19 protein-coding genes and 1 tRNA gene are annotated in these 23949 nt (G+C 53.6%); 13 read left to right on the forward strand and 7 right to left on the reverse strand.

From position 1 onward, the window contains the following. Positions 1-74, forward strand: a 74-nt coding sequence (locus tag GO984_RS22790) for an EF-Tu C-terminal domain-related protein (RefSeq protein ID WP_209279447.1), incomplete at its 5' end; no start/stop codon positions are given. 197 nt (positions 75-271) lie between these two features. Further along, on the forward strand, positions 272-1066 hold the full coding sequence (locus GO984_RS22795; RefSeq protein WP_157024845.1) for a metallophosphoesterase: 795 nt from the start codon (positions 272-274) through the stop codon (positions 1064-1066). A 243-nt stretch (positions 1067-1309) separates the two neighbouring features. Here GO984_RS22795 and GO984_RS22800 read toward each other — a convergent pair whose 3' ends face one another. After that, complete coding sequence (locus GO984_RS22800) at positions 1310-2089, reverse strand: helix-turn-helix domain-containing protein (protein WP_157024846.1); 780 nt, start codon at positions 2087-2089, stop codon at positions 1310-1312. Positions 2090-2167: 78 nt separating this feature from the next. On the opposite strand from GO984_RS22800, the gene GO984_RS22805 reads away from it, so the two are divergent. Next, a complete protein-coding gene (locus GO984_RS22805) occupies positions 2168-2548 on the forward strand; it encodes an MAPEG family protein (RefSeq protein WP_157024847.1) in 381 nt (126 codons plus the stop codon). 18 nt (positions 2549-2566) lie between these two features. Here GO984_RS22805 and GO984_RS22810 read toward each other — a convergent pair whose 3' ends face one another. Then, positions 2567-3250 (reverse strand): lysophospholipid acyltransferase family protein, encoded by a 684-nt coding sequence (locus GO984_RS22810; protein WP_157024848.1) that lies wholly within the window; start codon positions 3248-3250, stop codon positions 2567-2569. Positions 3251-3395: 145 nt separating this feature from the next. Here GO984_RS22810 and GO984_RS22815 point away from each other — a divergent pair. Then, positions 3396-3471, forward strand: a tRNA-Trp gene (locus GO984_RS22815). 160 nt (positions 3472-3631) lie between these two features. On the opposite strand, the gene GO984_RS22820 is transcribed toward GO984_RS22815, so the two are convergent. The 4 genes from GO984_RS22820 to GO984_RS22835 all read right to left on the reverse strand — a co-directional run bounded on the left by GO984_RS22820 (position 3632) and on the right by GO984_RS22835 (position 9950). Then, entirely contained in the window at positions 3632-4651 is a 1020-nt protein-coding gene (locus GO984_RS22820) for a HupE/UreJ family protein (RefSeq protein WP_157024849.1), read from the reverse strand. After that, positions 4648-5478 carry a peptidyl-prolyl cis-trans isomerase gene (locus GO984_RS22825; protein ID WP_157024850.1) on the reverse strand — a complete coding sequence of 277 codons (831 nt, stop codon included), beginning with the start codon at positions 5476-5478 and terminating at the stop codon, positions 4648-4650. Before GO984_RS22825 ends, GO984_RS22820 begins: the two co-directional genes overlap by 4 nt. Before the next feature lie 116 nt (positions 5479-5594). Continuing rightward, on the reverse strand, positions 5595-7535 hold the full coding sequence (locus GO984_RS22830; RefSeq protein WP_157024851.1) for a DUF3604 domain-containing protein: 1941 nt from the start codon (positions 7533-7535) through the stop codon (positions 5595-5597). A 231-nt stretch (positions 7536-7766) separates the two neighbouring features. Then, positions 7767-9950: an O-linked N-acetylglucosamine transferase, SPINDLY family protein gene (locus GO984_RS22835; protein ID WP_157024852.1), complete on the reverse strand. Its 2184-nt coding sequence runs from the start codon at positions 9948-9950 to the stop codon at positions 7767-7769. Positions 9951-10175: 225 nt separating this feature from the next. On the opposite strand from GO984_RS22835, the gene secE reads away from it, so the two are divergent. Both secE and nusG read left to right on the forward strand, forming a co-directional pair. Beyond that, entirely contained in the window at positions 10176-10373 is a 198-nt protein-coding gene (gene secE, locus GO984_RS22840) for a preprotein translocase subunit SecE (RefSeq protein WP_138163908.1), read from the forward strand. A gap of 215 nt (positions 10374-10588) precedes the next feature. Beyond that, complete coding sequence (nusG, locus tag GO984_RS22845; RefSeq protein ID WP_157024853.1) at positions 10589-11122, forward strand: transcription termination/antitermination protein NusG; 534 nt, start codon at positions 10589-10591, stop codon at positions 11120-11122. Between the two features lie 66 nt (positions 11123-11188). Here nusG and GO984_RS22850 read toward each other — a convergent pair whose 3' ends face one another. Continuing rightward, complete coding sequence (locus GO984_RS22850; RefSeq protein WP_209279463.1) at positions 11189-11767, reverse strand: TetR/AcrR family transcriptional regulator; 579 nt, start codon at positions 11765-11767, stop codon at positions 11189-11191. A 137-nt stretch (positions 11768-11904) separates the two neighbouring features. Here GO984_RS22850 and GO984_RS22855 point away from each other — a divergent pair, with 137 nt between their 5' ends. From GO984_RS22855 to rpoC, 7 genes are all read left to right on the forward strand, one after another. Then, a complete protein-coding gene (locus GO984_RS22855; protein WP_157024854.1) occupies positions 11905-12468 on the forward strand; it encodes a carboxymuconolactone decarboxylase family protein in 564 nt (187 codons plus the stop codon). Between the two features lie 250 nt (positions 12469-12718). Further along, entirely contained in the window at positions 12719-13144 is a 426-nt protein-coding gene (rplK, locus tag GO984_RS22860; RefSeq protein ID WP_138163912.1) for a 50S ribosomal protein L11, read from the forward strand. A 1-nt stretch (position 13145) separates the two neighbouring features. Next, positions 13146-13844: a 50S ribosomal protein L1 gene (gene rplA, locus GO984_RS22865; RefSeq protein ID WP_138163913.1), complete on the forward strand. Its 699-nt coding sequence runs from the start codon at positions 13146-13148 to the stop codon at positions 13842-13844. Between the two features lie 394 nt (positions 13845-14238). Further along, positions 14239-14757, forward strand: coding sequence for a 50S ribosomal protein L10 (gene rplJ / locus GO984_RS22870; RefSeq protein ID WP_167740487.1), 519 nt, complete (start codon positions 14239-14241; stop codon positions 14755-14757). 83 nt (positions 14758-14840) lie between these two features. After that, the gene (rplL, locus tag GO984_RS22875) at positions 14841-15212 is read left to right on the forward strand and encodes a 50S ribosomal protein L7/L12 (protein ID WP_157024856.1); all 372 of its coding nucleotides are present in this window, start codon (positions 14841-14843) and stop codon (positions 15210-15212) included. Between the two features lie 277 nt (positions 15213-15489). After that, entirely contained in the window at positions 15490-19626 is a 4137-nt protein-coding gene (rpoB, locus tag GO984_RS22880) for a DNA-directed RNA polymerase subunit beta (protein WP_157024857.1), read from the forward strand. Between the two features lie 54 nt (positions 19627-19680). Next, entirely contained in the window at positions 19681-23925 is a 4245-nt protein-coding gene (rpoC, locus tag GO984_RS22885) for a DNA-directed RNA polymerase subunit beta' (protein ID WP_157024858.1), read from the forward strand. Positions 23926-23949: the final 24 nt, after the last annotated feature.

Consider the following 23949-nt stretch of genomic DNA (forward strand, 5'->3'; position numbering starts at 1 on the left):
AGGGCCTGCGCTTTGCGATCCGCGAAGGCGGCCGCACAGTTGGCGCTGGTGTTGTGTCAAACATCAAAGAGTAATCACAGCTACGCTGTGAGGGCGACAGGGGCTTTTGCCGAGGCAAAAGCTCCCGAGAGCCACTCTGATGAGAAGATAAAAAAGGGCTGCCTAAACGGCGGCCCTTTTTGCTATGGCAGGCGTTCTAATGACTGCTAGTTTGATTTGCATTTCAATCGTCGCCACTCAGTGGTGAACAACCATTATAAAGGTGCGCTAAATGTTAAAAGCGATTTGGATGTCTGATCCACATTTTGCCCACGAAGGCGATATCATGGGGCATGATCCGCGCGTTCGGTTGCAAGCGGCTATCGATCATATCAATCAACATCATCACGATGCTCGCTTCTGCGTGATTTCGGGTGATATGGTGAATCGAGGTTCTGAAGCTGATTATGAGGCTCTATCAAAACTATTGAACCAGCTGGTCATACCGGTTTTGCCGATGGTCGGAAATCACGACGATCGGCTCATCTTTCGGTCAAAAATACCTGTGCCTGATTTGTGTATGGAGAATTTCATCCAGTTTTCAGTATCGACACCGGAAGGATGGGTTCTCTGTTTGGATACTCAAAAACATGGGTCGGATGCCGGTGAGTTTTGTGCGCAACGCCGCGCTTGGCTGCGGCGAGCGTTGACAGATGCCGGGAGTACACCAGTCTACATCTTCTTACATCATCCACCTATGCCTCTTGGTCTGCCGATGCAGGATTCTGAAAATATGGAGAACGGTGAAGCATTTCTCGATATGTTATCAGAGTTTGAGTGCGTCAAATATCTGTTCATCGGTCATGTCCATCGTGCAATTACGGGGACCGTAAAGGGGATTCCATTCTCCACGATGCGTTCCATTCTCTATCAAGCACCGGCGCCGCGGCCTGATTGGAATTGGGAGACTTTCAAGCCCGCCGAGGAGGCATCAAGTCTGGGTGTCCTCACCATTGTGAACGAGGCCGTAAATCTTCAGTTTGAACAAATTTGCAAGTTTGAACACGGGGTCCGACCAGCAATTTAGAGCGCAAATGATCGGACGTTTGGGGGGGGTAAGCATTTCCCCCTTGCCACACCCCGCCAACAAGTGTGCAGCGCGCGAATTCGTTTTATATGAATAACCCGACGGCAGGATTCGCTCCTGTCGTTTGGGTTTGAAGAGGGCCGGTGGAATGAGCCATCGGTTGCCCAGTCAACTCCTTGGCCTAGAAGTTTCATAGAGCCTCTAGAACAGAAAACTCTATTTCCGATTCCGCGTATTTGCTTATCATGTATTGGATGTCAATGCGTGCATCGTTTGCTCCGATGCCTCATCAAGCGGCACCATAAGTTCGATTTCCAGCCCTTCGATTAGTGCGTCCTGACAGGAGGCAAGCTTGCCCAATAGCGAGCTGAGCTCCATCACAGGCCCTTCTGGCAGAGCGATGCGGATTGGCAGGAAAATCGGGATTTCACCAAGTTCGCCCAGATGTTGTTCCATACCGGCAAAACGGCCCTGGGACTGGGCGGTCTGCAACACCTGTGCGATGCGCGGGCTGTGGGCAGCGGCGCGCTGGAGACGATAGAACATTACCCCAGCGGCTTCGTCCCAGTTTTGAACCAGCCCCTGAAATATCTCGCTCATCATGACCTCCAGAAGGTTTGGTGGCGCATTACCCTTCGGCATCAAGCCGCCAAAAATCTGATCAAACGCTGAATTGCTGCGCAGGACGTTCCAATCCGGATCCAACACCAGCGCCGGGAAGGGCCAATTTTTCAGTACCCTTTGTTCAATCATATCAAGTGCGGCGTGGATCTCTCCTGATCCCATGTCGCGCTGTGCATAGGGATTGGTCAAGCCAGATGCGTCGTAGATATTGACCCGTTGGGCGATATTGAGATCCAGCGTCCTGCAGATACGAGCCAGAAACGAAGCGGTTGGCAGGGAGCGGCCAGTTTCCAAGAACGACAGATGGCGTTGAGTAGAATCCAGTGCCAATGCCAGCGTGGCCTGCGACATTCCACGTGCCGCACGGATGTCTTTTAAGACGTGGCCAAAAGAAGTCATTTTATTCCCTCCAAGGGAATTGCTGTCATTTCCTACCGTTTCTAACTTGGCCCGGATAGCAATGGCAAAGGACTTCTCATGCTGACTTGGATTTTATTGGTGCTGATATTGTACTACGCGGGCCTGTTTCTGCCTTCGCTGTTTCTGATCCCGCGGATTGGGCTGGGTGCCTACATGGGTACGCGTGACAGCGATCCTGATCCCGCTGTGATGCAGGGGCGAGCACAGCGGGCCCATCGCAATTTTCAGGAAAACCTTGCGCCGTTTGCCGTTCTCGCAGCGCTGACATTCATTGTTCCAGATGCTGATGTGGGGCGTGCCATTCTGGGCGCTGAAGTGTTCTTTTTTGCGCGACTGGCCTATCTGCCGCTCTATCTTCTGGCGGTGCCTGTGGTTCGGTCTGCAGCCTATACAGTTGGGTTTATCGGACTGTTGATTATGGGCTTGGCTTTGGTCTGAGCTGACTGGGCGCAGTGGCTAGCTGCGCCCTACCGCTGCGTCCGTATCGTCAGTTATTTGATTTAGCGCTGCTTCAAGACTTAAGCGCAGCTCTTCCGCCTGCTCTGGCGATGGTTTGCGTGGTACGGTTTGGTCCCACTCGCGACACATCAAAACGCCACGGGAGAACGGAACAGGGAACATTTGTTTGTCCCAGGTTGGCAACCGAAGGGTCCGTCGTTGGGCAAAGCTGATTGTGAAAACCCTGCAACCTGAACTGCGCGCCCAAATGATGGGGACACTGGAAGAGACACGGGCAGGTCCGCGGGGGCCATCCGCAGCGATACCAACCGAACTACCGGCCTTGATGCGCCGCAGAACCTCTCGCGATAGCGCGACATGACGCTTGCGACTGGACATCGGGATGGTGTCAAAGCCCATTCGCTCTTGTACTTTACCCGCCAGTCGGCCCGCGCGCGCGGCCGAGGTCAGCGTACAAATCCGGCCTTTTGAACTGTCGAACAGGTAGGGTGACATGACCAGCCGTTGGTGCCAGAGAACCATGATCACCGGTGTGCCCGATTCTACGAGCTCTTCCATTGGGCCAAACCCGCTGCGAGACCAGCGTGACGTGCGATAACAGAATTTTACGTAGGCTGTGATCAGCCCTTCAACAGCATTGTTAAAGGCATTGCTATCTGCAATTTTTTTTCTCAGGCTCAAGCGAATGGTCCTCTTTTGCCCTTCTCTAAACGTAAGCGCCGGCAATGGCAAAGACCAGCGCAGGGGTGGTTATCAAGTCGGTCCTAAAAAATCTGTTTTTCCTCTTGTCAGTTGGCTGCTGCTGGCTTAGGACATGCCGCACTGCAGGGGTGTAGCTCAGTTGGTAGAGCGACGGTCTCCAAAACCGTAGGTCCACAGTTCGAGCCTGTGCACCCCTGCCAGTTTCCCCACATTTCCAATAGACCGTACTTTGCTTGACGGGCAGAAGTGGTTTCCAAAATCCAGCAATGCCTGCACAAAATTGCACCGTAGTGCAGATCGCGGGCTATTTAGGCGACGATGCGGTGACCAATCACATCCCCAATCAACCCAGAGAAAATTCTACAAAGCGAACCCGGCGATTCGTTCGACGACCCAAAAGGTTGAAACCGCTCCAATACCATAGCCAAAGCGCAAGGTAGACTGGCGCCTTTTGTTCCGACTGGAATAGCGTGAGGCGAACTGCAGCTGTGATAGAGCGTACCAAACAGTTAGGGTTGCAAAAATAAATAGAAGTTGGCCGATTTCGACACCAATGTTGAACCCCATCAGAGCGATTGAAAGATCATTTGTGGGCAAGCCTATTTCAGTCAGTGCACCTGCAAAACCAAATCCGTGTAACAAGCCAAACGAAAAAGATACGACCCAAGGCCAACGTTCAGAGAGACGAGGCTGGTCAGGCTTATGTTTGCACAGCTCGACAGCCAGAAACACAATCGACAGGGCAATTACTGCCTCGACAGGTCTGGAGGGCAGGCTAAGCCAACCGAGTGAAACCGCAGCGAGAGTTAGCGAATGGGCCAGGGTAAAGGCTGTGACGGCCCCGAACAGGCGCCATTTGTCCCGGATCAGCAGTAGCATCGCAAAAACAAACAAGAGATGGTCGTAGCCTTCTAGGATGTGTTCTACCCCCAAGCCGACGTAGCCCCACAATACCTGTAGCGTTGTGGTCTTTTCGGGCACGACAAAGGATGGTGTGTTTGCGGTTAGTCGGATTGTGGCGTCCTGCCCGTCTCCGGACTGATAGCGTACCAAGACGTCGGTGCTGGTTTTGGACAACCCGTCGATTGTGATGATCTGCCCTGCTAGGCCGCCTGGGCATTGCGTATTCCAGCTGGCGACCCAGGCCAAACCATCAAATCGTGGCGTCGGGGCGGTTGGGTTGGTGCAACGTTCTGGTAAGCGAACATGGATATCCATTGGGGCCTGCTTAACGGCAGGTTTTCGCCAGAACACCCTCTGAACGTCATTCCCGAGTTCTTCGATCTCCAGATATCCAGGCTCCAGCGCATGTGATTGGGCAATCTGTCCTGTCAGCAGGGTACTAAGGATCGCTACCAGTAGCAGGCGTAACAGGTTCATGGTTGTGCTTCATCTGCGGCAGAAGGGAGGTGAACCGTGTAACGTGCAGCCAGTTTTTCGTATTGAAGCTCCATCAGCTCCATTTTTTTAGCGGTGCGCCAATCTGCAACAACCCCGACCTGAACGTCCTGCAGCGGTGGTAGGTGGCCGGCCTCTTTTTGTTCAACAAAAACAAGATGATAGCCATATCCAGATTTTACAGGCCCGGTCCACTCCTCTACCGGCATTGCGCTAATTGCAGCGGCAAAGCCTGTACCGAACATGGCGTCGATGCGGGTGTCAGCTGCAAGCGAAACCTGCAGGCTCAGTTGTGTGGGTTTGCCCAGTTGACCCGGGGATTGGCCGCTCCGCAATTGTTCAAGAATTTGCGTGGTTTCTTGTTGCTGTGGGGCATCGCCCAGAAACACCTGCAAAAAAGCGACCTTTGGCCCTATCTCATATTTTGCAGAGTTGGTTTGGTAGTACTCTTCCAGCTCATCTGTTGTGGGTTCCAGGGCTTCGGCAAACGAAGCAATAAAAAACTCCATTTTTTGCTGCAGGCGACGGCGAATGAGCGCGTCATTCTGATCCATACCAAGCGCGATTGCTTCGCGGACGAGTATTTCCTGCCGCACAAAGCCGTCGGTCAGTTTCTTGCGTTCCTGCTCGCTTGGTTGGCGTTGCCATGTTTTTTCGAACTGGGTTGCCAACAAATCCAAATCAGTGGCGGTGATCTCGACTACATTTTGATTTGTTTGGGGCGCACTGTCATCGACCGCGATGAACCACGCAAAAATTGCTACAGCCATCAATAAGAAGTGTAGCAGTGGTTCTTTCAAAATTTTCATTAGCACAATGTTTGATGACTCAATGTGGACTGTCAGATCCGTACCATAGGGCAGGGTTGATGGCCCTGTTTGTGGAGCATCCGCCCCTCACCGAGTGAGAGGGGCGGACATGAGGATTATTCACCTGAAGGTGTAAACCAGATCGGCGAGGTATAGGCGCGTTCTTGATGTGAAGTTGGTGCACCCTCTGGGATGTCCACACCAAATTTCAGCGCGTCATACAGGTACCATGGCGGTGTTGGGATCTCCAAAACCCGTGCATAATAAAACGAGCGTTCGGCAGGATCAAAATCCGGATCAGACCAAACCGTGATCAATTCGGCCGCACCAATTGTATTGGTCCAAGTCGCAGAGGCAACATCAACGGTATTACCAACCGCTGGAAGTTTGCCGTCGCTGCCTGCCTGCCGGTCATCCGACCAAGACACATCGTAGACCTTTTCGTGGGTGTTTCCTTCTGCGTCCAGCCATCCTTTGATGATCTGGATCCGATCCAGATTTGCACCGATAGGATCGCGCAATGCCGCGACCAGGAAGGATGGTGCCGTCCCTTCAGGTGCGTTCACAAGATCGCCGCCCATGGGGACGCCTTTGGCATAACCAATGGCTGACGGAGAGCGGCTGAATTGATCGCTTTCGTCAAAGTCCCAACCGCCAAACAGGCGGACCGCCATGCGCGGGCCGGTGGTTGCATAGACTTCCTTGCGGTCCATGGCATCAAAAATGGAGGCACGGGTGTTTTCGTCGGCCCAAACTGCCGTCAGCCCGGATCCAACCTGTTGCCAGCTGAACAGCTCGCCCTGTTCCGTCTTCATGAACGAATGGTCCAAACGTTCTGCTGAGGGTTCGTATCCAGCGTGTTTGCCGAAAAAGTTGTCTTCGGATGTCACAACAATTGAATTATGCGCGTCCGACGCCCCTTGCAGACCAAATTTGTAGGGGTTGGTGCCGAACTTCTCTTCCAACAACAGACCGTTTTTCAGTGCTTCGCGGGCATACTCGCCTGCAAGCATTTCGTCGGTTTTTGCGACGCTAAGATCCAGGTTGCCAGCGTCCCAGGTCCCGTAATCGGCGAACTCATCATCTGGCGACAAGAATGGATGGGCTTCGCCATCACCTTTGATCTGGGTGATCTCGTACATGCGCTCCCATTTTGCGCGTTGCTCGACATACATTTGGTCAATCTTGCGACCGGTATATTGTGCATCGACAGGGAACATGATGCCGTTTGACAGGTTGCCATTATGGGCAAATGTCATCACAGCACCGTTTGTGCGGGCTTCATAAGCTTCCAGGTATTTATACAGGTCTAGCGGATCAGTGCTGCCTATCGGATGCTGGGTTGTGTAAGGGACCACCTGGCGTGCGCGGTCTGCACCATCCCGGAAAATGACATTCCGATGCATGTTGGCGCCTTCAACCAGAGAGGTCCATTCGAACCCGATCATGGCTGTGAAGCTGCCAGGCGTGTTGTGATTTTCGGCTGCTGTGATGACGTCTTCCCAGATGTTGGCATATCGCCGCGCACCGGGAGAGTAGTTGGCAAACATCTCCGGGTCCATTTGACCTTGCGAAAACGTTGCAATCAAATCCAGGGTTGAATCTACCGCTGTCTGTCCACCGGCGCGCATGCCTTCGGACCACCGCGCGCCCTGTTCATATTGCGTGACGATGGGGGCAGCATCCAGAATATCGACAATCAGCCCCATACCGTCGGAGTGATCAGTAATCGCCAGCCAATCCAGTGGCCGGTCAAGTTTGACGGGCTGTCCAGAGCTGGCCATGATCTGCTCACCACGTGCCAGACGATACGCATCATCCAGACCTACGCGATTGCCGAACCCACCTGCATCCATCGACAGACTGGTGTGCAAGTGGCTGTCACCCCATAATGGGCGCTCTGGGAAGTCGCGATCCGTATAAGGAGAGTAGGGTTTTCCTTCTGGAAAAAGCGGGGCCAATTGTTCTTTGCTCGCGTGGGATTCTTGCGCCACCACCGGAAAAGCGGACATGGACAATGCAACCAAAGCACCGGTAGAAATCTTGGATTTCGACATACTAATCACCCTTTTGAATTGTGCGCGCTGAAAATAACTAAGGGTAAACGACAATTTCTCAAAGAGATAGTGTGTCTTTCTGGCGTCGGCAAAAGTCTACTTTTGCTGAAAATGCATTTGAGTTTTGGAACATACGTTAACCGCTCAAAGCGGATGCGATAGAGAGCAACAATCCGCAGCGTGCAGGGGCGCACGGGGTGCCCCTACACTTAGAATAAACCTACTGTTTGCTTAAGCAGCGACAGTTTCCGGCTTAAGGTTTGTTTGGCCGGTTTCCCTTTCCGGGACGTTCAAGTGGTCTGGTGCCAGGCCATTCAGATATCTGTCAAACGCCATGTCGAAGCCTCGCTCCAACGCGCGGGTAAATGCCTTGGTCTGAAACAGTGGCGCAGTGTTGCGGTTTGTTGCCAGTTTATTGCGCAGACCCAGCAAATCATCGGGGGATCTGGCCAGTTCTAAAGCGCGGGCTTCATAGTCACCCTCGCTCTGCGTGATGAGCTCGGGCAAGCCGACGGCATTCAACAGGCTAGCCCCAACGCGTGAAGCAAACTGCTGCCCCATCAGTGTCAGGACTGGCAAGCCAGCCCAAAGCGCGTCACTGGCGGTGGTGTGGGCATTGTAGATAAAGGTATCAAGAAACAAGTCGGCGAGTTTTTGACGGGCCAGATGGTCTTGCTGCGGCATGCGGTCAGCAAAGATCAACCGGCTTGGATCGATTCCACGTGCTTCGGCCTCGCGTTGCAAATTGGCCTGGGACCATTCATTGCTGCGCAACAGCCAGAGGACGCTGTCGTCAACCTGTGCAAGCAGCCGCATCCAGATATCAAATTCGCGCGGCGTGATCTTGTAGCTGTTGTTAAAGCTACAGAATACAAAGGCATCTTTGGGTAGGCCACAGGCTTCACGGGTGAATTGACGATCAGAGATTTGCCGCTGGTCATCATTGATCTGATAGCTGTGCGGCATTCGCATCAGGTGTTCACTATAGTGGCGCTCGCTGCCAGGAGGACAGACCGTGTGATCGCCAATCAAGTAGTCAAACGCCGGAGTGCCCATGGTTCCAGGGTAGCCAAGGTAGGACATGTGGACCGGAGCAAGGCGCGTGGCAAAAAGAGCACTTCGGTTGTCGCCGGTATAGCCTTTCAGGTCTACGGCGATATCCAGTTTGTCAGCCTGAACTGCGGCAACAAAATTCGTGTTGCTGACATTGCTCATCTCGCGGAATTGCGCGACATGGCTGAGCAACCGTTTGCGTGAATCGTCCTGCCGGTTCGGCCCATAGGAATATGCAACGACCTCAAACCGGTCAGGGTCATGTTGCTCGAACAGACCGCCCATCAAATGCATAGTGGCGTGAGCGTGAAAATCCGCTGAAAAGTAGCCTACACGCAACCGGTCGGGTCGTTTGGAGGCCCGAGCGGGCAGCGGGGGCGCAACGTCGCTGAATTGCTGTTCGGCATAGGCCTGTGTCCGGTGACGCAACAGATCAGGATTGTCCTCCATCGAAAGCATCGCAAACGGGGAACAGGCGGTGCCGCGCAGACCAAGATGTCGGCGATGTTGCTGGTATTCTTCGGGCCAGCGCCAATCACTAATATGCGCCATCTGGTGCAACTTCTGAACCCGAGATCGATCATCATCGGCGTTAACCTCTAACGCGCCATCAAAGTTGCGGATAGCCTCGGTGCGGTTGCCCAACAGACCGTTGATTTGTCCTAGGTTAAAATGTGCAGCAGCAAAATCAGGTGAAATCTTGACTGCGGATTCATATAGATCTTTGGCGCCTTTCAAATCGCCAAGCTGACGTAGCGTGCCGGCATGATTATATCGAAGCTGCGCATTTTGAGGGGCCAGTTTGCAGGCGGTGGCTTGATGTTGAGCTGCCTCGGGAAAGCGACCCAATGTCGCGAGCGTATTGCCCAGATTGTTCAGTGCCGCAAGATTGTCTGGTTCCGCCTCGATCACTTTAGAATACTGTGTGATCGCATCGTGGAACTTGCGCTGCTGTTTGAGAGCATTTCCGAGCAGGGTGCGAGATTCGCCGGACTTGGGATCAATGTCACAGGCGCGCGTCAAACAAGATGCGGATTTGTCGAGCGCCCCGAGTTCAAGATAGCAGCGCCCAAGCAGTGACCAAAGGAAATGGGAGTCTTGATACTCTCTGACCAGTTCCGCTGTGCTGGTTGCGGTGACGCGAAATTGCCCGGCAGCAAACCCCTTGGCTAGCCTTGCTTTCACCACTGCAGGTGGATCTGACGCTTGGCGAAGTCGTTGAGATAGTGATTCAAGCGCTTTGCGCGCGTTCACATTCCTTGGGTAACGAGCCAGAATGTCGCCATAAATTTTTGCGGCGTCATCAAACTTGTCGGTGCGTTCCAGCCGTTTGGCGGCATTTAAAGACTTGGCGAGGGTCATGGAATCCTATCTCATTAATCACGCGTTATAAGGGGCGACCCTTTTCTGGGGTCAGTCCTGGTATCGAGCTACAGTATTGGTGTTGAGAATTAAGATTGAATTGACTGCACATATTTTTGACGCTGGTTTGCATCAGATGGCAGGGGGGAGAGTGAACAGGGCTTGAAATCACCGCCCCTCCCCGTTAGGTCCCAGTTTGATTGCTAGCAGAGAGAACCCAGTCAAATGGCCACTATCAACCCAGTTCAGTTCATTCAGCAGGTTCGTGCCGAAGTCAGTAAGATTGTCTGGCCGACTCGTCGTGAAGTGCTGCTGACCACTGTGATGGTCTTTATCATGGCTTCGCTTACAGCAGTGTTCTTTGCCTTGGTGGACATCATTATCCGCTTTGGTTTGACCAATGTGCTGGAGATGTTCAGCTAGAGTATTTTGCCGAAGGTTAGCCTTCGTGCGAATATCAGGCGCACCACTTGATCTCGTCTTAATTGGCGGGTAGGTGAGCCTTGCCTCTGATGAGGGCGTGCGGCGATTCGCGTTGCGCGCCGTTTTTTGTTAGGGCGCAGTCTTGGGCTGCAAAGAAATTTATTATGACGGCAAGGCAATGACGCCAGCCGGTCAGGACAAGGACGGTCAGGTTCATGGCGAAGCGGTGGTATTCGGTCAGCGTTCTCTCGAACTTCGAAAAGAAAATCGCAGAGCAAATCCTCACGTCGGCTGCTGAATCCGGTCTTGATGACGACATCGATGAGGTTCTGGTTCCCACCGAAGAGGTGATCGAAGTGCGTCGCGGCAAGAAGGTGACCACCGAGCGTCGCTTTATGCCGGGGTATGTTCTGGTGCACATGGAAATGAGCGATCATGGCTATCACCTGATCAACTCGATCAATCGCGTTACGGGCTTTCTTGGACCACAGGGTCGCCCAATGCCGATGCGTGATGCCGAGGTGAACCAGATCCTGAACCGCGTGCAGGAAGGTGAAGAAGCGCCTCGTACGCTTATTCACTTTGAAGTGGGTGAGAAGGTTAAGGTCAACGAAGGTCCGTTTGAGGACTTCGACGGCATGGTTGAGGAAGTTGATGACGAGAACCAGCGCCTCAAGGTAACGGTGTCGATCTTTGGCCGGGAAACTCCGGTTGAATTGGAATTCACTCAGGTCACCAAGCAGGGTTAAGCTTTCAAGACTGTGAACAGTTACAACGCCGTCCCTTTGGGGCGGCGTTTTGCATTGGGGGTCGCGTTAGCGACTCTGGCGGACGCGATCTGCAAGATCGGTGATCATCTCGTTTATCACCGTAGGTTCATCCTCCCGCAGCGCGTAAAAGCACAGGCCTGCCAGATCCGCGCTTAATTGACGGGCGAGCTTTTTCGGGTTGCTGGCTTGTGAAAGTTCACCGGCGGCAATCGCTTGTTCAAAAACATCCTCAAACAGCGCTTCGTTCCGGGTCAACATCTCGTTGATCTTATCGTGGATTGAGCCGTCGTCTAAGCCGCTCTCCAGCGTGGCTTTGACCAGAAAGCAAACGGGCAGGGGGGCGTCGGCGTTGGAGAGAGGGTGAGCGCGGAGGATGAAGTCTGCGAGCCCCTGTAATGGAGAGGCCGCAGAGGCCATTAGCTGTGCGCGCTTGTCGTTGAGCTGAAGGGCGTAGCGCTCCAAGCTTAAGCAATACAGCTTGGCCTTGCTGCCAAAGGCCGCGTAAATCGAGCCAGGGTGCATGCCTGTGGCGCGCTCCAAGTCTTTTATTGACGTGGAGGCGAAACCCTTCGTCCAGAACAGATTGAGGGCCTGATCCAAGGCGGCGTCTTTGTTGTGGTTCACACTCATAACTCCCAATGTACGTGCGCGGGCTGGTAAAGCCAAGGTCACAGTTGAGTGATTGCTCAAATCAGAGCTTGAGTGATCGCTCAAGTTGCCCATATGAGTGTCACGTTGATGATTTTACAAAGGATACAACGATGACGACTTTCCCTCGCCACACGGCAGAAACTGCTCCTGAAGCTGCCAAAGAAAACCTGATTGCATCTGAAAAAGCTTACGGCTTCTTGCCGGGGCTCTATCAGGTGATGGCGGACGCGCCGCAGCTGTTGGATACCTACCTGCGCACACACGAAGCCTTTGTTAGCACCAGCTTTGACAATACTGAACTGACCGTTGTGTGGCAGTCGATCAATGTGGAACACGACTGCCACTATTGTGTTCCGGCACATACTGGCATCGCCCATTCAATGAATGTTGATCAAGGCGTAATTGACGCACTGCGGGACGAGACCCCTTTGGTTGATCCAAAGCTGGAAGCTCTACGTACCTTTACTCTCGCACTGGTGCGAGGGCGCGGGTATGTGGCTCAAGCTGATTACGATGCCTTTTATGCTGCGGGGTATGGCACGCAGCAAGTGTTGGAGATCATTCTGGGGCTCTCCCAAAAGATCCTCAGCAACTACACCAACCATGTGGCGCAAACCGCCGTGGATCCTGCGTTCCAGCAATTTTCCTGGAGCAAGACTGATAAAGCGGCGTAAAACAATGACCACTCCCTGGGCCTTCGCAGCAACGTTGCGGGGGCCCTTCTCGTGTATCGTATCTCTTGCTCCTTTGGTTGGCGGAAACGTATTCACCCCTTGCCAACTTTCGGAAACAGGCGTAAACGCCGCCCCTATCGCCTTTGGGCGAGATTCTCTCGTGGGAGGTTGCAGGCATCGCGATGTCGGACTGAACCACGCAACACAAACCGGGCGGAACGCGTTTCGCTCACGTTGAAAGGAACACCAAATGGCCAAGAAGCTTGCTGGTACAATGAAGCTGCAGGTTCCTGCAGGTAAAGCGAACCCCTCGCCACCAGTTGGTCCGGCGCTGGGTCAGCGCGGCATTAACATCATGGAATTCTGTAAGGCGTTCAACGCTAAGACTGCAGATCTGGAGCCTGGCGCGCCGTGCCCAACCGTGATCACTTACTACCAGGATAAGTCCTTCACTATGGACATCAAGACGCCACCTGCGTCTTACTTCCTGAAGAAGGCTGCCAAGGTTAAGTCGGGTGCAAAGACACCGTCGCGCGAAACCGTTGGTACTGTGACCGCGGCCCAGGTGAAAGAAATCGCCGAAGCCAAGATGAAAGATCTGAACGCCAACGATATCGAAGCGGCAATGCAGATCATCCTGGGCTCTGCCCGCTCTATGGGCATCGAGGTGAAGTAATATGGCTAAGCTTGGAAAACGGACTCGCGCCGCACGCGAAGCATTTGCTGACAAAGCTAATCTGTCGGTCGAAGATGCAGTTGCCCTGATCAAGGCCAACGCCACCGCCAAATTCGACGAAACCGTTGAAATCGCCATGTCGCTGGGTGTTGACCCACGTCACGCGGACCAAATGGTTCGCGGCGTGATTGGCCTGCCCAATGGCACAGGCAAATCCGTACGTGTTGCGGTCTTTGCTCGTGGCGCAAAAGCTGACGAAGCCAAAGAAGCCGGAGCCGATATCATTGGCGCCGAGGACCTGATGGAAATCGTTCAGGGCGGCAAGATCGACTTTGATCGTTGCATCGCGACACCAGATATGATGCCAGTTGTTGGCCGTCTGGGTAAAGTTCTGGGCCCACGTAACTTGATGCCAAACCCTAAGGTTGGTACAGTTACCATGGACGTTGCTACGGCTGTTAAGAACGCCAAAGGCGGCGAAGTTCAGTTTAAAGCTGAAAAAGGTGGCGTTGTGCACGCCGGTGTTGGCAAAGCGTCATTTGACGGAGCCAAGCTGGTTGAAAACATCCGTGCGTTTGTTGCGGCTGTGGCAAAGGCCAAACCAGCAGGCGCCAAGGGTGCCTACATGCAGAAAATCGCTCTGTCCTCAACCATGGGTCCAGGCGTAACTGTTGACGTGGATAACGCAGCAGCCGAGTAATTCCGGTCAGCGTGAAAAGATTTTGGGCCCGGATTTGCTGATGCTAATCCGGGCCCTTTTTTATGGTGTTGGCCTGATGGGCGAATTTTGTGTCCCTTCCATCGGTCGCGACTGAATTTTGCACTTGGATTAAGCCCAAAATCCTCTTAGGTGTGACCGCGAAGGAAAGCGTGCGATTCGTCGTGCGCTTTCCTTCGTTTCGTCCAAGATGGTGGGTGGCCCTAATTTGGGGTCTTAATTTCCCTCCTGAGACGGGAAAGACAAAAAAGATCGAGGGTTTTCAATCCTTCGGGCGATTTTTGGCTCACCCCGTAACTACGGACCTGAACGCTGGGCTTTATGAGCCTGGCAAAATTGAGCCGGGATGTCTGACATCCCAAACTTGGAGAGAACTGTGGATAGAGCCCAGAAAGAGAAATTGGTCGAGGAACTCGGCCAGATCTTCGAAAGCTCTGGCGTTGTTGTGGTATCACACTACGTCGGTCTGACAGTTGCTGATATGCAGGATCTGCGCGCCCGGGCGACCGAAGCGGGTGGATCTGTGCGTGTTGCCAAAAACAGGCTCGCCAAAATCGCCCTTGAGGGAAAGTCATGTGCAAGCATTTCTGACCTGCTAACAGGGATGACTGTTCTAACCTATTCTGAGGATCCTGTGGCAGCTGCCAAGGTTGCTCAGGCGTTTGCCAAGGAGAACCAAAAGTTCGTTATCCTTGGTGGCGCAATGGGTGAGAATGCTCTGGACGTTGCTGGCGTTGAAGCCGTGTCGAAAATGCCTTCCCGCGAGGAGCTTATTGCTTCCATCGCTGGCTGCATCGGCGCACCTGCTTCCAACATCGCTGGCGCAATTGGCGCACCTGCAAGCAATATCGCAAGCATCCTTTCGACCATCGAAGAGAAGGCGGAAGCTGCGTAAGCGGTTAGCACTGAATGACCGATGTGGGGCAATTGCCCTGGCGTTGGAAAAAAACACACTGATAAACGGAAAGAGCTGATAAAATGGCTGATCTGAAAGCACTCGCAGAAAGCATCGTGGGCCTGACCCTGCTGGAAGCACAAGAACTGAAAACCATCCTCAAAGACGAGTATGGCATCGAGCCCGCCGCTGGTGGCGCTGTTGTAATGGCTGCAGGTGGCGACGCCGGTGCAGCTGAAGACGAAAAGACTGAATTTGACGTCGTTCTGAAGAGCGCAGGTTCTTCGAAGATCAACGTGATCAAAGAAGTTCGCGCGATCACCGGTCTGGGCCTGAAAGAAGCTAAGACACTGGTCGAAGCTAACGGCAAAGTCAAAGAAGCTGTGTCCAAGGACGAAGCTGAAGACATCAAAGGCAAGCTAGAAGCAGCTGGCGCCGAAGTAGAAGTGGTCTAAGCAACCGCTTCAGGGGGAGTGGCGCGGACGTCTCGTTTGAGGGGCCGCTTCACACTCTCAGAAATTTGGCTGGTCTCAGAGTTTCTGGGACCAGCCGAACCTGTCTTAGAAAGGATCTGTTGAGCAGGTCTTTTCTAAGGCGAGGTTATATGGATCGGGAGGCCACCATTCGGGACGGTGGCCATGAATTGATCCGACCGCGCTGTCTCGTATGGGCAAGGTGCCGTGGCCCGGCGGCATCCTTGACCGGTGAGAATTTGAAAAGGTGACATCTGACATGGCTCAATCGTTCCTTGGCCAGAAACGTCTTCGTACATACTACGGAAAAATCCGTGAAGTTTTGGAGATGCCGAACCTCATTGAGGTGCAGAAATCTTCATATGATCTTTTCCTGCGCTCTGGTGATGAACCCCAGCCGTTGGACGGCGAAGGCATCAAGGGTGTTTTCCAGTCGGTATTTCCGATCAAAGACTTCAACGAAACCTCCGTTCTGGAGTTCGTGAAGTACGATCTGGAAAAACCCAAGTACGACGTCGAAGAATGTATGCAGCGCGACATGACCTATGCGGCTCCGCTTAAGGTTACTCTGCGTCTGATCGTATTTGATGTCGATGAAGATACCGGTGCAAAATCGGTTAAGGACATCAAAGAGCAAGATGTGTTCATGGGCGATATGCCCCTGATGACGCCAAACGGCACGTTTGTTGTTAACGGCACCGAGCGGGTGATCGTTTCTCAGATGCACCGTTCCCCTGGTGTTTTCTTCGACCACGACAAAGGCAAAACCCATTCCTCGGGCAAACTGTTGTTTGCTTGCCGCATTATCCCGTATCGCGGCTCGTGGCTGGACTTTGAATTCGACGCCAAAGATATCGTTTTTGCTCGGATTGACCGCCGCCGTAAACTGCCTGTGACCACCCTCCTGTATGCATTGGGTCTGGACCAGGAAGGCATCATGGATGCCTATTATGACACTGTCAGCTACAGTCTTGAGCAGAACCGGGGCTGGGTCACACCGTTCTTCCCTGAGCGCGTTCGCGGCACTCGCCCGTCCTACGATCTGGTCGATGCCAAAACCGGCGAAATCATTGCTGAAGCAGGCAAAAAAATCACTCCGCGTGCTGCTAAAAAGCTGATCGACGAGGGCGCAGTAACTGATCTACTGGTTCCGTTCGAACATATCATTGGCAAATTCGTTTCCAAGGATATCATCAACGAAGAAAACGGCGCAATCTACGTTGAGGCCGGTGATGAACTGACCATGGAATACGACAAAGACGGTGACGTCATTGGCGGTTCCATCAAAGAGCTGATGGATGCAGGGATCACCGACATCCCAGTGCTGGATATCGATCACGTTAACGTTGGCTCCTACATTCGCAACACTATGGCGGCAGACAAGAACATGGGTCGCGATACTGCGCTCATGGACATCTACCGCGTTATGCGTCCGGGTGAACCACCCACCGTTGAAGCAGCTTCGGCTCTGTTCGACACTCTATTCTTCGATAGCGAGCGTTATGATCTGTCGGCCGTTGGTCGTGTGAAAATGAACATGCGCCTGGCTTTGGATGCTGACGACACTCAGCGGACACTGCGCAAAGAAGACATCATTTCGTGCATCAAAGCGCTGGTTGACCTGCGTGACGGTCGCGGCGGCGTTGACGACATTGACCACCTGGGCAACCGTCGTGTGCGTTCCGTTGGCGAGCTGATGGAAAACCAGTACCGCGTCGGTCTGCTGCGTATGGAGCGCGCGATCAAAGAGCGTATGTCTTCGGTTGAAATCGACACCGTGATGCCTCAGGACCTGATCAACGCCAAGCCAGCTGCTGCTGCCGTGCGTGAATTCTTTGGTTCTTCGCAGCTGTCACAGTTCATGGACCAAACCAACCCGCTGTCCGAAGTGACACACAAACGCCGTCTCTCGGCGCTTGGACCTGGCGGTTTGACCCGCGAGCGTGCTGGCTTTGAAGTCCGTGACGTTCACCCGACCCACTATGGTCGGATGTGCCCGATTGAAACGCCTGAAGGACCGAACATTGGTCTGATCAACTCGCTGGCTACTTATGCTCGCGTGAACAAGTATGGCTTCATCGAAACACCTTATCGTGTGGTAACCGACGGTCACGTGACCGACGAAGTTCACTACATGTCAGCGACCGAAGAAATGCGTCACACCGTGGCGCAGGCCAACGCGACGCTGGACGAGAACGGCAACTTCATCAACGAACTGGTTTCTACACGCCAGTCCGGTGACTACACACTGGCGCAGCGTGAAAACGTTGACCTGATCGATGTGTCGCCCAAGCAGTTGGTCTCGGTTGCGGCGTCTCTGATTCCGTTCCTCGAAAACGACGATGCGAACCGGGCCCTGATGGGTTCGAACATGATGCGTCAGGCGGTTCCACTGCTGCGTGCCGAGGCTCCGCTGGTCGGAACCGGTATCGAAGAAGTTGTGGCCCGTGACTCTGGTGCGGCTTACATGGCGAAACGTGCCGGTGTGGTCGATCAGGTTGATGCGCAGCGTATCGTTATTCGTGCGACTGCTGATCTGGAACTGGGTGACGCAGGCGTAGATATCTACCGTATGCGCAAATTCCAGCGTTCTAACCAGAACACCTGCATCAACCAGCGTCCGCTGGTTAAGGTTGGCGACACTGTGATCAAAGGCGAAGTTATTGCCGATGGTCCATCTACGGATCTTGGTGAACTGGCTCTGGGTAAAAACGTGGTCGTCGCGTTTATGCCTTGGAACGGCTACAACTACGAAGACTCCATCCTGATCTCTGAGCGTATTGCGCGTGACGACGTATTCACATCGGTTCACATCGAAGAATTCGAAGTCGCCGCCCGTGATACAAAGCTTGGCCCAGAAGAAATCACTCGCGATATTCCAAACGTCGGTGAGGAAGCCCTGCGCAACCTTGACGAAGCTGGTATTGTTTACATCGGTGCAGATGTAGAACCGGGCGACATTCTGGTTGGTAAAATCACACCAAAGGGCGAAAGCCCAATGACGCCAGAAGAAAAACTTCTGCGCGCCATCTTTGGTGAAAAAGCCTCGGACGTTCGCGATACTTCGCTGCGTGTGAAGCCTGGTGATTTTGGTACCGTTGTCGAAGTTCGTGTCTTCAACCGCCACGGTGTGGAAAAAGACGAACGTGCGATCCAGATCGAACGTGAAGAAGTTGAACGCTTGGCCCGTGACCGGGATGACGAGCTGACAATCCTCGACCGGAACATCTATGCCCGTCTCAAAGGCATGGTGCTGGGACAGATTGCTGTCAAAGGTCCAAAAGGCGTTCGTGGTGGCACAGAAGTCACCGAAGAACTGCTGGATACAATGATCCGCAGTCAGTGGTGGATGCTGGCACTGGAAGACGAAGCTGGCGCTCAGGCTGTTGAAGCTCTGAACGAGCAGTACGAAGTGCAAAAACGCGCTTTGGATGCCCGTTTTGAGGACAAAGTCGAGAAAGTCCGTCGCGGTGACGATTTGCCACCAGGTGTGATGAAGATGGTCAAAGTATTCATCGCGGTGAAGCGTAAGCTGCAGCCGGGTGATAAAATGGCCGGCCGTCACGGGAACAAAGGTGTTATTTCCAAGGTTGTACCGATGGAAGACATGCCGTTCCTGGCCGATGGTACGCCGGTTGACTTCTGTCTGAACCCACTGGGTGTGCCGTCGCGTATGAACGTTGGTCAGATCCTTGAAACCCACATGGGTTGGGCCGCGCGCGGTCTGGGCATCAACATTGACGAGGCTCTGGGTGAATACCGTCGTTCCGGCGACCTGACCCCGGTTCGCGACGCAATGAGCCATGCCTATGGTGACAAGGTCTATGCCGAAGGTCTGGCAGACATGACCGAGGAAGAGCTGATCGAAGCAGCTGGTAACGTCACCAGCGGTGTTCCAATTGCGACACCCGTCTTTGATGGTGCCAAAGAGGCAGACGTCAACGACGCTCTCGTTCGCGCTGGCTTCTCGGAAAGTGGTCAGTCGGTGCTGTTTGATGGTCGTACAGGTGAGCAGTTTGCCCGCCCTGTCACCGTCGGCATGAAGTACCTGCTGAAGCTGCACCACCTGGTGGATGACAAAATCCACGCGCGTTCAACCGGACCATACTCGCTTGTTACTCAGCAGCCGTTGGGTGGTAAGGCGCAGTTCGGTGGTCAGCGCTTCGGGGAAATGGAAGTCTGGGCTCTCGAAGCTTATGGCGCCGCCTATACCCTGCAGGAAATGCTGACTGTGAAGTCGGATGACGTGGCAGGCCGGACCAAGGTCTATGAAAGCATCGTCAAGGGTGAGGACAACTACGAAGCAGGCGTCCCAGAATCGTTCAACGTTCTGGTGAAAGAAGTTCGTGGCCTTGGCCTGAATATGGAACTCCTGGATGCGGAGGTGGACGAGTAAGGGCCCCGCGCCCTTACCACCATCCCCCTTCCGCACGAATTTGAGGATTCAAAAATGAACCAGGAACTGACGAACAACCCGTTCAACCCGCTGACACCAACTAAGGTGTTCGACGAGATCAAAGTCTCGCTGGCTTCGCCAGAGCGGATCCTGTCGTGGTCCTATGGCGAAATCAAAAAGCCAGAAACCATCAACTACCGTACATTCAAGCCAGAGCGTGACGGCCTGTTCTGTGCGCGGATCTTTGGCCCGATCAAAGATTACGAATGCCTGTGTGGCAAATATAAACGCATGAAGTATCGCGGCGTTGTCTGCGAAAAATGTGGTGTTGAAGTTACGCTTCAGAAAGTACGCCGCGAGCGTATGGGCCACATCGAGCTGGCTTCGCCTGTTGCGCACATCTGGTTCCTCAAGTCGCTGCCATCGCGCATCGGCCTGATGCTGGATATGACACTGCGTGATCTGGAACGTGTTCTCTACTTCGAAAACTATGTCGTGATCGAACCTGGTCTGACTGATCTGACCTATGGCCAGATGATGACCGAAGAAGAGTATATGGATGCGCAAGATGCCTATGGCATGGATGCTTTCACCGCCAACATTGGTGCTGAAGCAATCCGCGAAATGCTGTCGGCGATTGACTTGGAATCCGAAGCCGACCAGTTGCGTGCCGATCTGGCCGAAGCGACTGGTGAGCTGAAACCAAAGAAGATCATCAAGCGTTTGAAGGTTGTTGAAAGCTTCCTCGAATCTGGCAACCGTCCTGAGTGGATGGTTATGACCGTGATCCCAGTGATCCCACCTGAGTTGCGCCCGCTGGTGCCGCTGGATGGTGGTCGTTTCGCGACATCCGATCTGAACGATCTGTATCGCCGCGTCATCAACCGGAACAACCGTTTGAAGCGCCTAATTGAATTGCGCGCTCCTGACATCATCGTTCGTAACGAAAAGCGGATGCTGCAGGAATCGGTTGATGCTCTGTTCGACAACGGCCGTCGTGGTCGCGTTATCACTGGCGCTAACAAGCGCCCGTTGAAATCGCTGTCCGACATGCTGAAAGGTAAGCAGGGTCGCTTCCGTCAAAACCTTTTGGGTAAGCGCGTCGATTTCTCGGGTCGTTCGGTCATTGTGACTGGTCCGGAACTGAAGCTGCACCAATGTGGTCTGCCGAAGAAGATGGCGCTCGAACTGTTCAAGCCGTTCATCTATTCGCGTCTGGAGGCCAAAGGCCTGTCTTCCACTGTGAAGCAAGCCAAGAAGCTGGTTGAAAAAGAGCGTCCCGAAGTTTGGGATATCCTGGACGAAGTGATCCGCGAACACCCGGTCATGCTGAACCGTGCGCCTACATTGCACCGTCTTGGTATTCAGGCGTTTGAACCCACGCTGATCGAAGGTAAGGCTATCCAGCTGCACCCGCTGGTCTGCTCGGCGTTTAACGCTGACTTTGATGGTGACCAGATGGCCGTTCACGTTCCACTGAGCCTTGAGGCACAGTTGGAAGCTCGTGTTCTGATGATGTCCACCAACAACGTTCTGTCACCTGCAAACGGTGCGCCAATCATCGTTCCTTCGCAGGATATGATCCTGGGTCTGTACTATGTGACCCTGGAGCGTGAAGGCATGCCGGGCGAAGGTTCGGTGTTTGCGTCGCTGGAAGAGGTTCAGCACGCGCTGGACGCTCGCCAGGTTCACCTGCATTCCAAGATCACTGCACGGGTGACCCAGATCGACGAAGAAGGTAACGAAGTTCTTGTACGCTTTGAAACCACACCGGGTCGTATGTTGTTGGGCGATCTGTTGCCTAAAAATGCCAAGGCTCCATTTACGCTGGTCAACCGACTGCTGCGTAAGAAAGAAGTCCAAACCGTAATTGACACTGTCTACCGTTACTGCGGTCAGAAAGAGTCGGTCATCTTCTGTGATCAGATCATGACCATGGGTTTCCGCGAAGCGTTCAAGGCAGGCATCTCGTTTGGTAAAGACGACATGTTGATCCCAGACACAAAATGGCCGCTGGTTAATGACACCCGCGACATGGTGAAGGACTTTGAACAGCAGTACATGGACGGTCTGATCACTCAGGGCGAAAAGTACAACAAAGTTGTTGATGCCTGGGCTAAGTGTAACGACAAAGTAACCGATGCGATGATGGGTGCCATTTCGGCCTCCAAGCGTAACGATGCTGGTGCTGAAATGGAACCGAACTCGGTTTACATGATGGCCCACTCTGGTGCGCGTGGATCGGTTACTCAGATGAAGCAGTTGGGCGGTATGCGTGGTCTGATGGCCAAACCAAACGGCGACATCATCGAAACACCGATCATCTCGAACTTTAAGGAAGGTCTGTCGGTTCTGGAGTACTTCAACTCCACCCACGGTGCCCGTAAGGGTCTGTCAGATACGGCTTTGAAAACGGCGAACTCGGGATATCTGACCCGTCGACTGGTTGATGTAGCGCAGGATTGCATCGTTCGCGATCATGACTGTGGCACAGACACCGCGATTACTGTCGTAGCAGCAACCCGTGATGGTGAAGTTGTGGCGACACTTGGCGAACGTGTTCTGGGCCGTGTAGCGGCTGAGGACATCAAGAAGCCTGGGACTGAAGATGTGATCGTGGCCCACGGCCAGCTGATCGACGAACGTATGGCTGATGCTATCGAAGAGGCTGGCGTTCGCTCCACGCGTCTTCGCAGCCCATTGACCTGTGAGGCCGAAGAAGGCGTCTGCGTCATGTGTTACGGTCGTGACCTTGCGCGTGGTACTGTCGTTAATACCGGCGAAGCTGTTGGTATCATCGCTGCGCAGTCGATTGGTGAACCTGGTACTCAGCTGACCATGCGGACATTCCACATTGGTGGCGTTGCGCAGGCTGGTCAGCAGTCGTTCCAAGAAGCCAGCGTTGATGGTAAGATTGTCTTTGAAAACGCACAGACCCTGACAAACGCCAGCGGTGAAGTCATGGTTCTGGGTCGTAGCATGAAGATGATCATCCAGGATGAGCATGGTGAAGATCGCGCGACTCACAAACTGGCCTATGGTTCCAAACTGTTTGTAGCCGAAGGTCAGAATGTGATCCGCGGTGACAAGCTGTACGAATGGGATCCCTACACTCTGCCAATTCTGGCTGAAAAAGGTGGTACCGTTAAGTACGTCGATCTGGTGAACGGTATTGCTCTGCGTGAAGAGACCGATGATGCGACAGGTATGTCGCAGAAGATCGTGATCGACTGGCGTACGGCTCCTAAAGGCAGCGAGCTGAAGCCGGAAATCATTCTGGTTGGTAGCGATGGCGAACCCGTTCGCAACGATGCGGGCCACCCGGTTCACTATGGCATGTCGGTTGATGCGGTTCTGTCCGTCGAAGACGGCGATCAGATCCAGGCCGGTGACGTTATTGCGCGTATCCCGCGTGAAGGCGCCAAGACCAAGGATATTACCGGTGGTCTGCCACGGGTTGCGGAACTGTTCGAAGCACGTCGTCCCAAGGATCACGCGATCATCGCCGAAATCGATGGTTACGTTCGCTTTGGCCGCGACTACAAGAACAAGCGTCGCGTCTCGATTGAGCCAGTAGATGAGTCGATGGAAACCGTTGAGTACATGGTACCCAAGGGCAAGCACATCCCAGTTCAGGAAGGCGACCTTATCCATAAGGGCGAATACCTGATGGATGGTAACCCGGCTCCGCACGATATTCTTGCGGTTATGGGGGTCGAAGCACTGGCCAACTATATGGTTGACGAAGTGCAGGACGTTTATCGTCTGCAGGGTGTGAAGATTAACGATAAGCACATCGAGGTTATCGTTCGTCAGATGCTGCAGAAGTGGGAAGTTCTGGACAGCGGTGACACCACCCTGCTCAAGGGCGAACACGTCGATAAGCACGAGTTTGATTTGGCCTGTGAAAAGGCTGTGTCGAAAAACGGTCGTGAAGCACGCGGCGAGCCGATCCTGCTTGGGATCACCAAGGCTTCGTTGCAGACACGGTCCTTCATCTCGGCGGCATCGTTCCAGGAAACAACGCGAGTTCTTACCGAAGCTTCGGTACAGGGTAAGCGCGACAAACTGGTCGGTCTCAAAGAGAACGTTATCGTTGGTCGCCTGATCCCAGCCGGGACCGGTGGCGCTACCGATCGTGTGCGTAACATCGCTCAGGGTCGCGACAACGTGGTGCTTATTGCTCGCCGCGAAGAGGCGGAAGCCGCTGCAGCTTTGGCCGCTCCGGTGATGGACGAGGATATCATCGGTGGTGATGTGTTCGACAATCTGGTGGAAACACCGGAAAGCCGCGATTGAGCGCCTAACTAAATGAATTAAAAA

Origin of the sequence: Parasedimentitalea huanghaiensis (assembly GCF_009753675.1) — a bacterium.
GTDB classification, from domain to species: Bacteria; Pseudomonadota; Alphaproteobacteria; order Rhodobacterales; family Rhodobacteraceae; genus Parasedimentitalea; species Parasedimentitalea huanghaiensis.

Excerpts from the sequence above, each read along its gene's own strand:
- GO984_RS22835 (WP_157024852.1), bottom strand. The coding sequence starts at position 9,950 with ATGACCCTCGCCAAGTCTTTAAATGCCGCCAAACGGCTGGAACGCACC.
- GO984_RS22855 (WP_157024854.1), top strand. The coding sequence starts at position 11,905 with ATGACGACTTTCCCTCGCCACACGGCAGAAACTGCTCCTGAAGCTGCC.
- GO984_RS22800 (WP_157024846.1), bottom strand. The coding sequence starts at position 2,089 with ATGACTTCTTTTGGCCACGTCTTAAAAGACATCCGTGCGGCACGTGGA.
- rplK (WP_138163912.1), top strand. The coding sequence starts at position 12,719 with ATGGCCAAGAAGCTTGCTGGTACAATGAAGCTGCAGGTTCCTGCAGGT.
- secE (WP_138163908.1), top strand. The coding sequence starts at position 10,176 with ATGGCCACTATCAACCCAGTTCAGTTCATTCAGCAGGTTCGTGCCGAA.
- rpoC (WP_157024858.1), top strand. The coding sequence starts at position 19,681 with ATGAACCAGGAACTGACGAACAACCCGTTCAACCCGCTGACACCAACT.
- GO984_RS22825 (WP_157024850.1), bottom strand. The coding sequence starts at position 5,478 with ATGAAAATTTTGAAAGAACCACTGCTACACTTCTTATTGATGGCTGTA.
- GO984_RS22795 (WP_157024845.1), top strand. The coding sequence starts at position 272 with ATGTTAAAAGCGATTTGGATGTCTGATCCACATTTTGCCCACGAAGGC.
- rplL (WP_157024856.1), top strand. The coding sequence starts at position 14,841 with ATGGCTGATCTGAAAGCACTCGCAGAAAGCATCGTGGGCCTGACCCTG.
- rplA (WP_138163913.1), top strand. The coding sequence starts at position 13,146 with ATGGCTAAGCTTGGAAAACGGACTCGCGCCGCACGCGAAGCATTTGCT.
- rpoB (WP_157024857.1), top strand. The coding sequence starts at position 15,490 with ATGGCTCAATCGTTCCTTGGCCAGAAACGTCTTCGTACATACTACGGA.
- nusG (WP_157024853.1), top strand. The coding sequence starts at position 10,589 with ATGGCGAAGCGGTGGTATTCGGTCAGCGTTCTCTCGAACTTCGAAAAG.
- GO984_RS22830 (WP_157024851.1), bottom strand. The coding sequence starts at position 7,535 with ATGTCGAAATCCAAGATTTCTACCGGTGCTTTGGTTGCATTGTCCATG.
- GO984_RS22805 (WP_157024847.1), top strand. The coding sequence starts at position 2,168 with ATGCTGACTTGGATTTTATTGGTGCTGATATTGTACTACGCGGGCCTG.
- GO984_RS22820 (WP_157024849.1), bottom strand. The coding sequence starts at position 4,651 with ATGAACCTGTTACGCCTGCTACTGGTAGCGATCCTTAGTACCCTGCTG.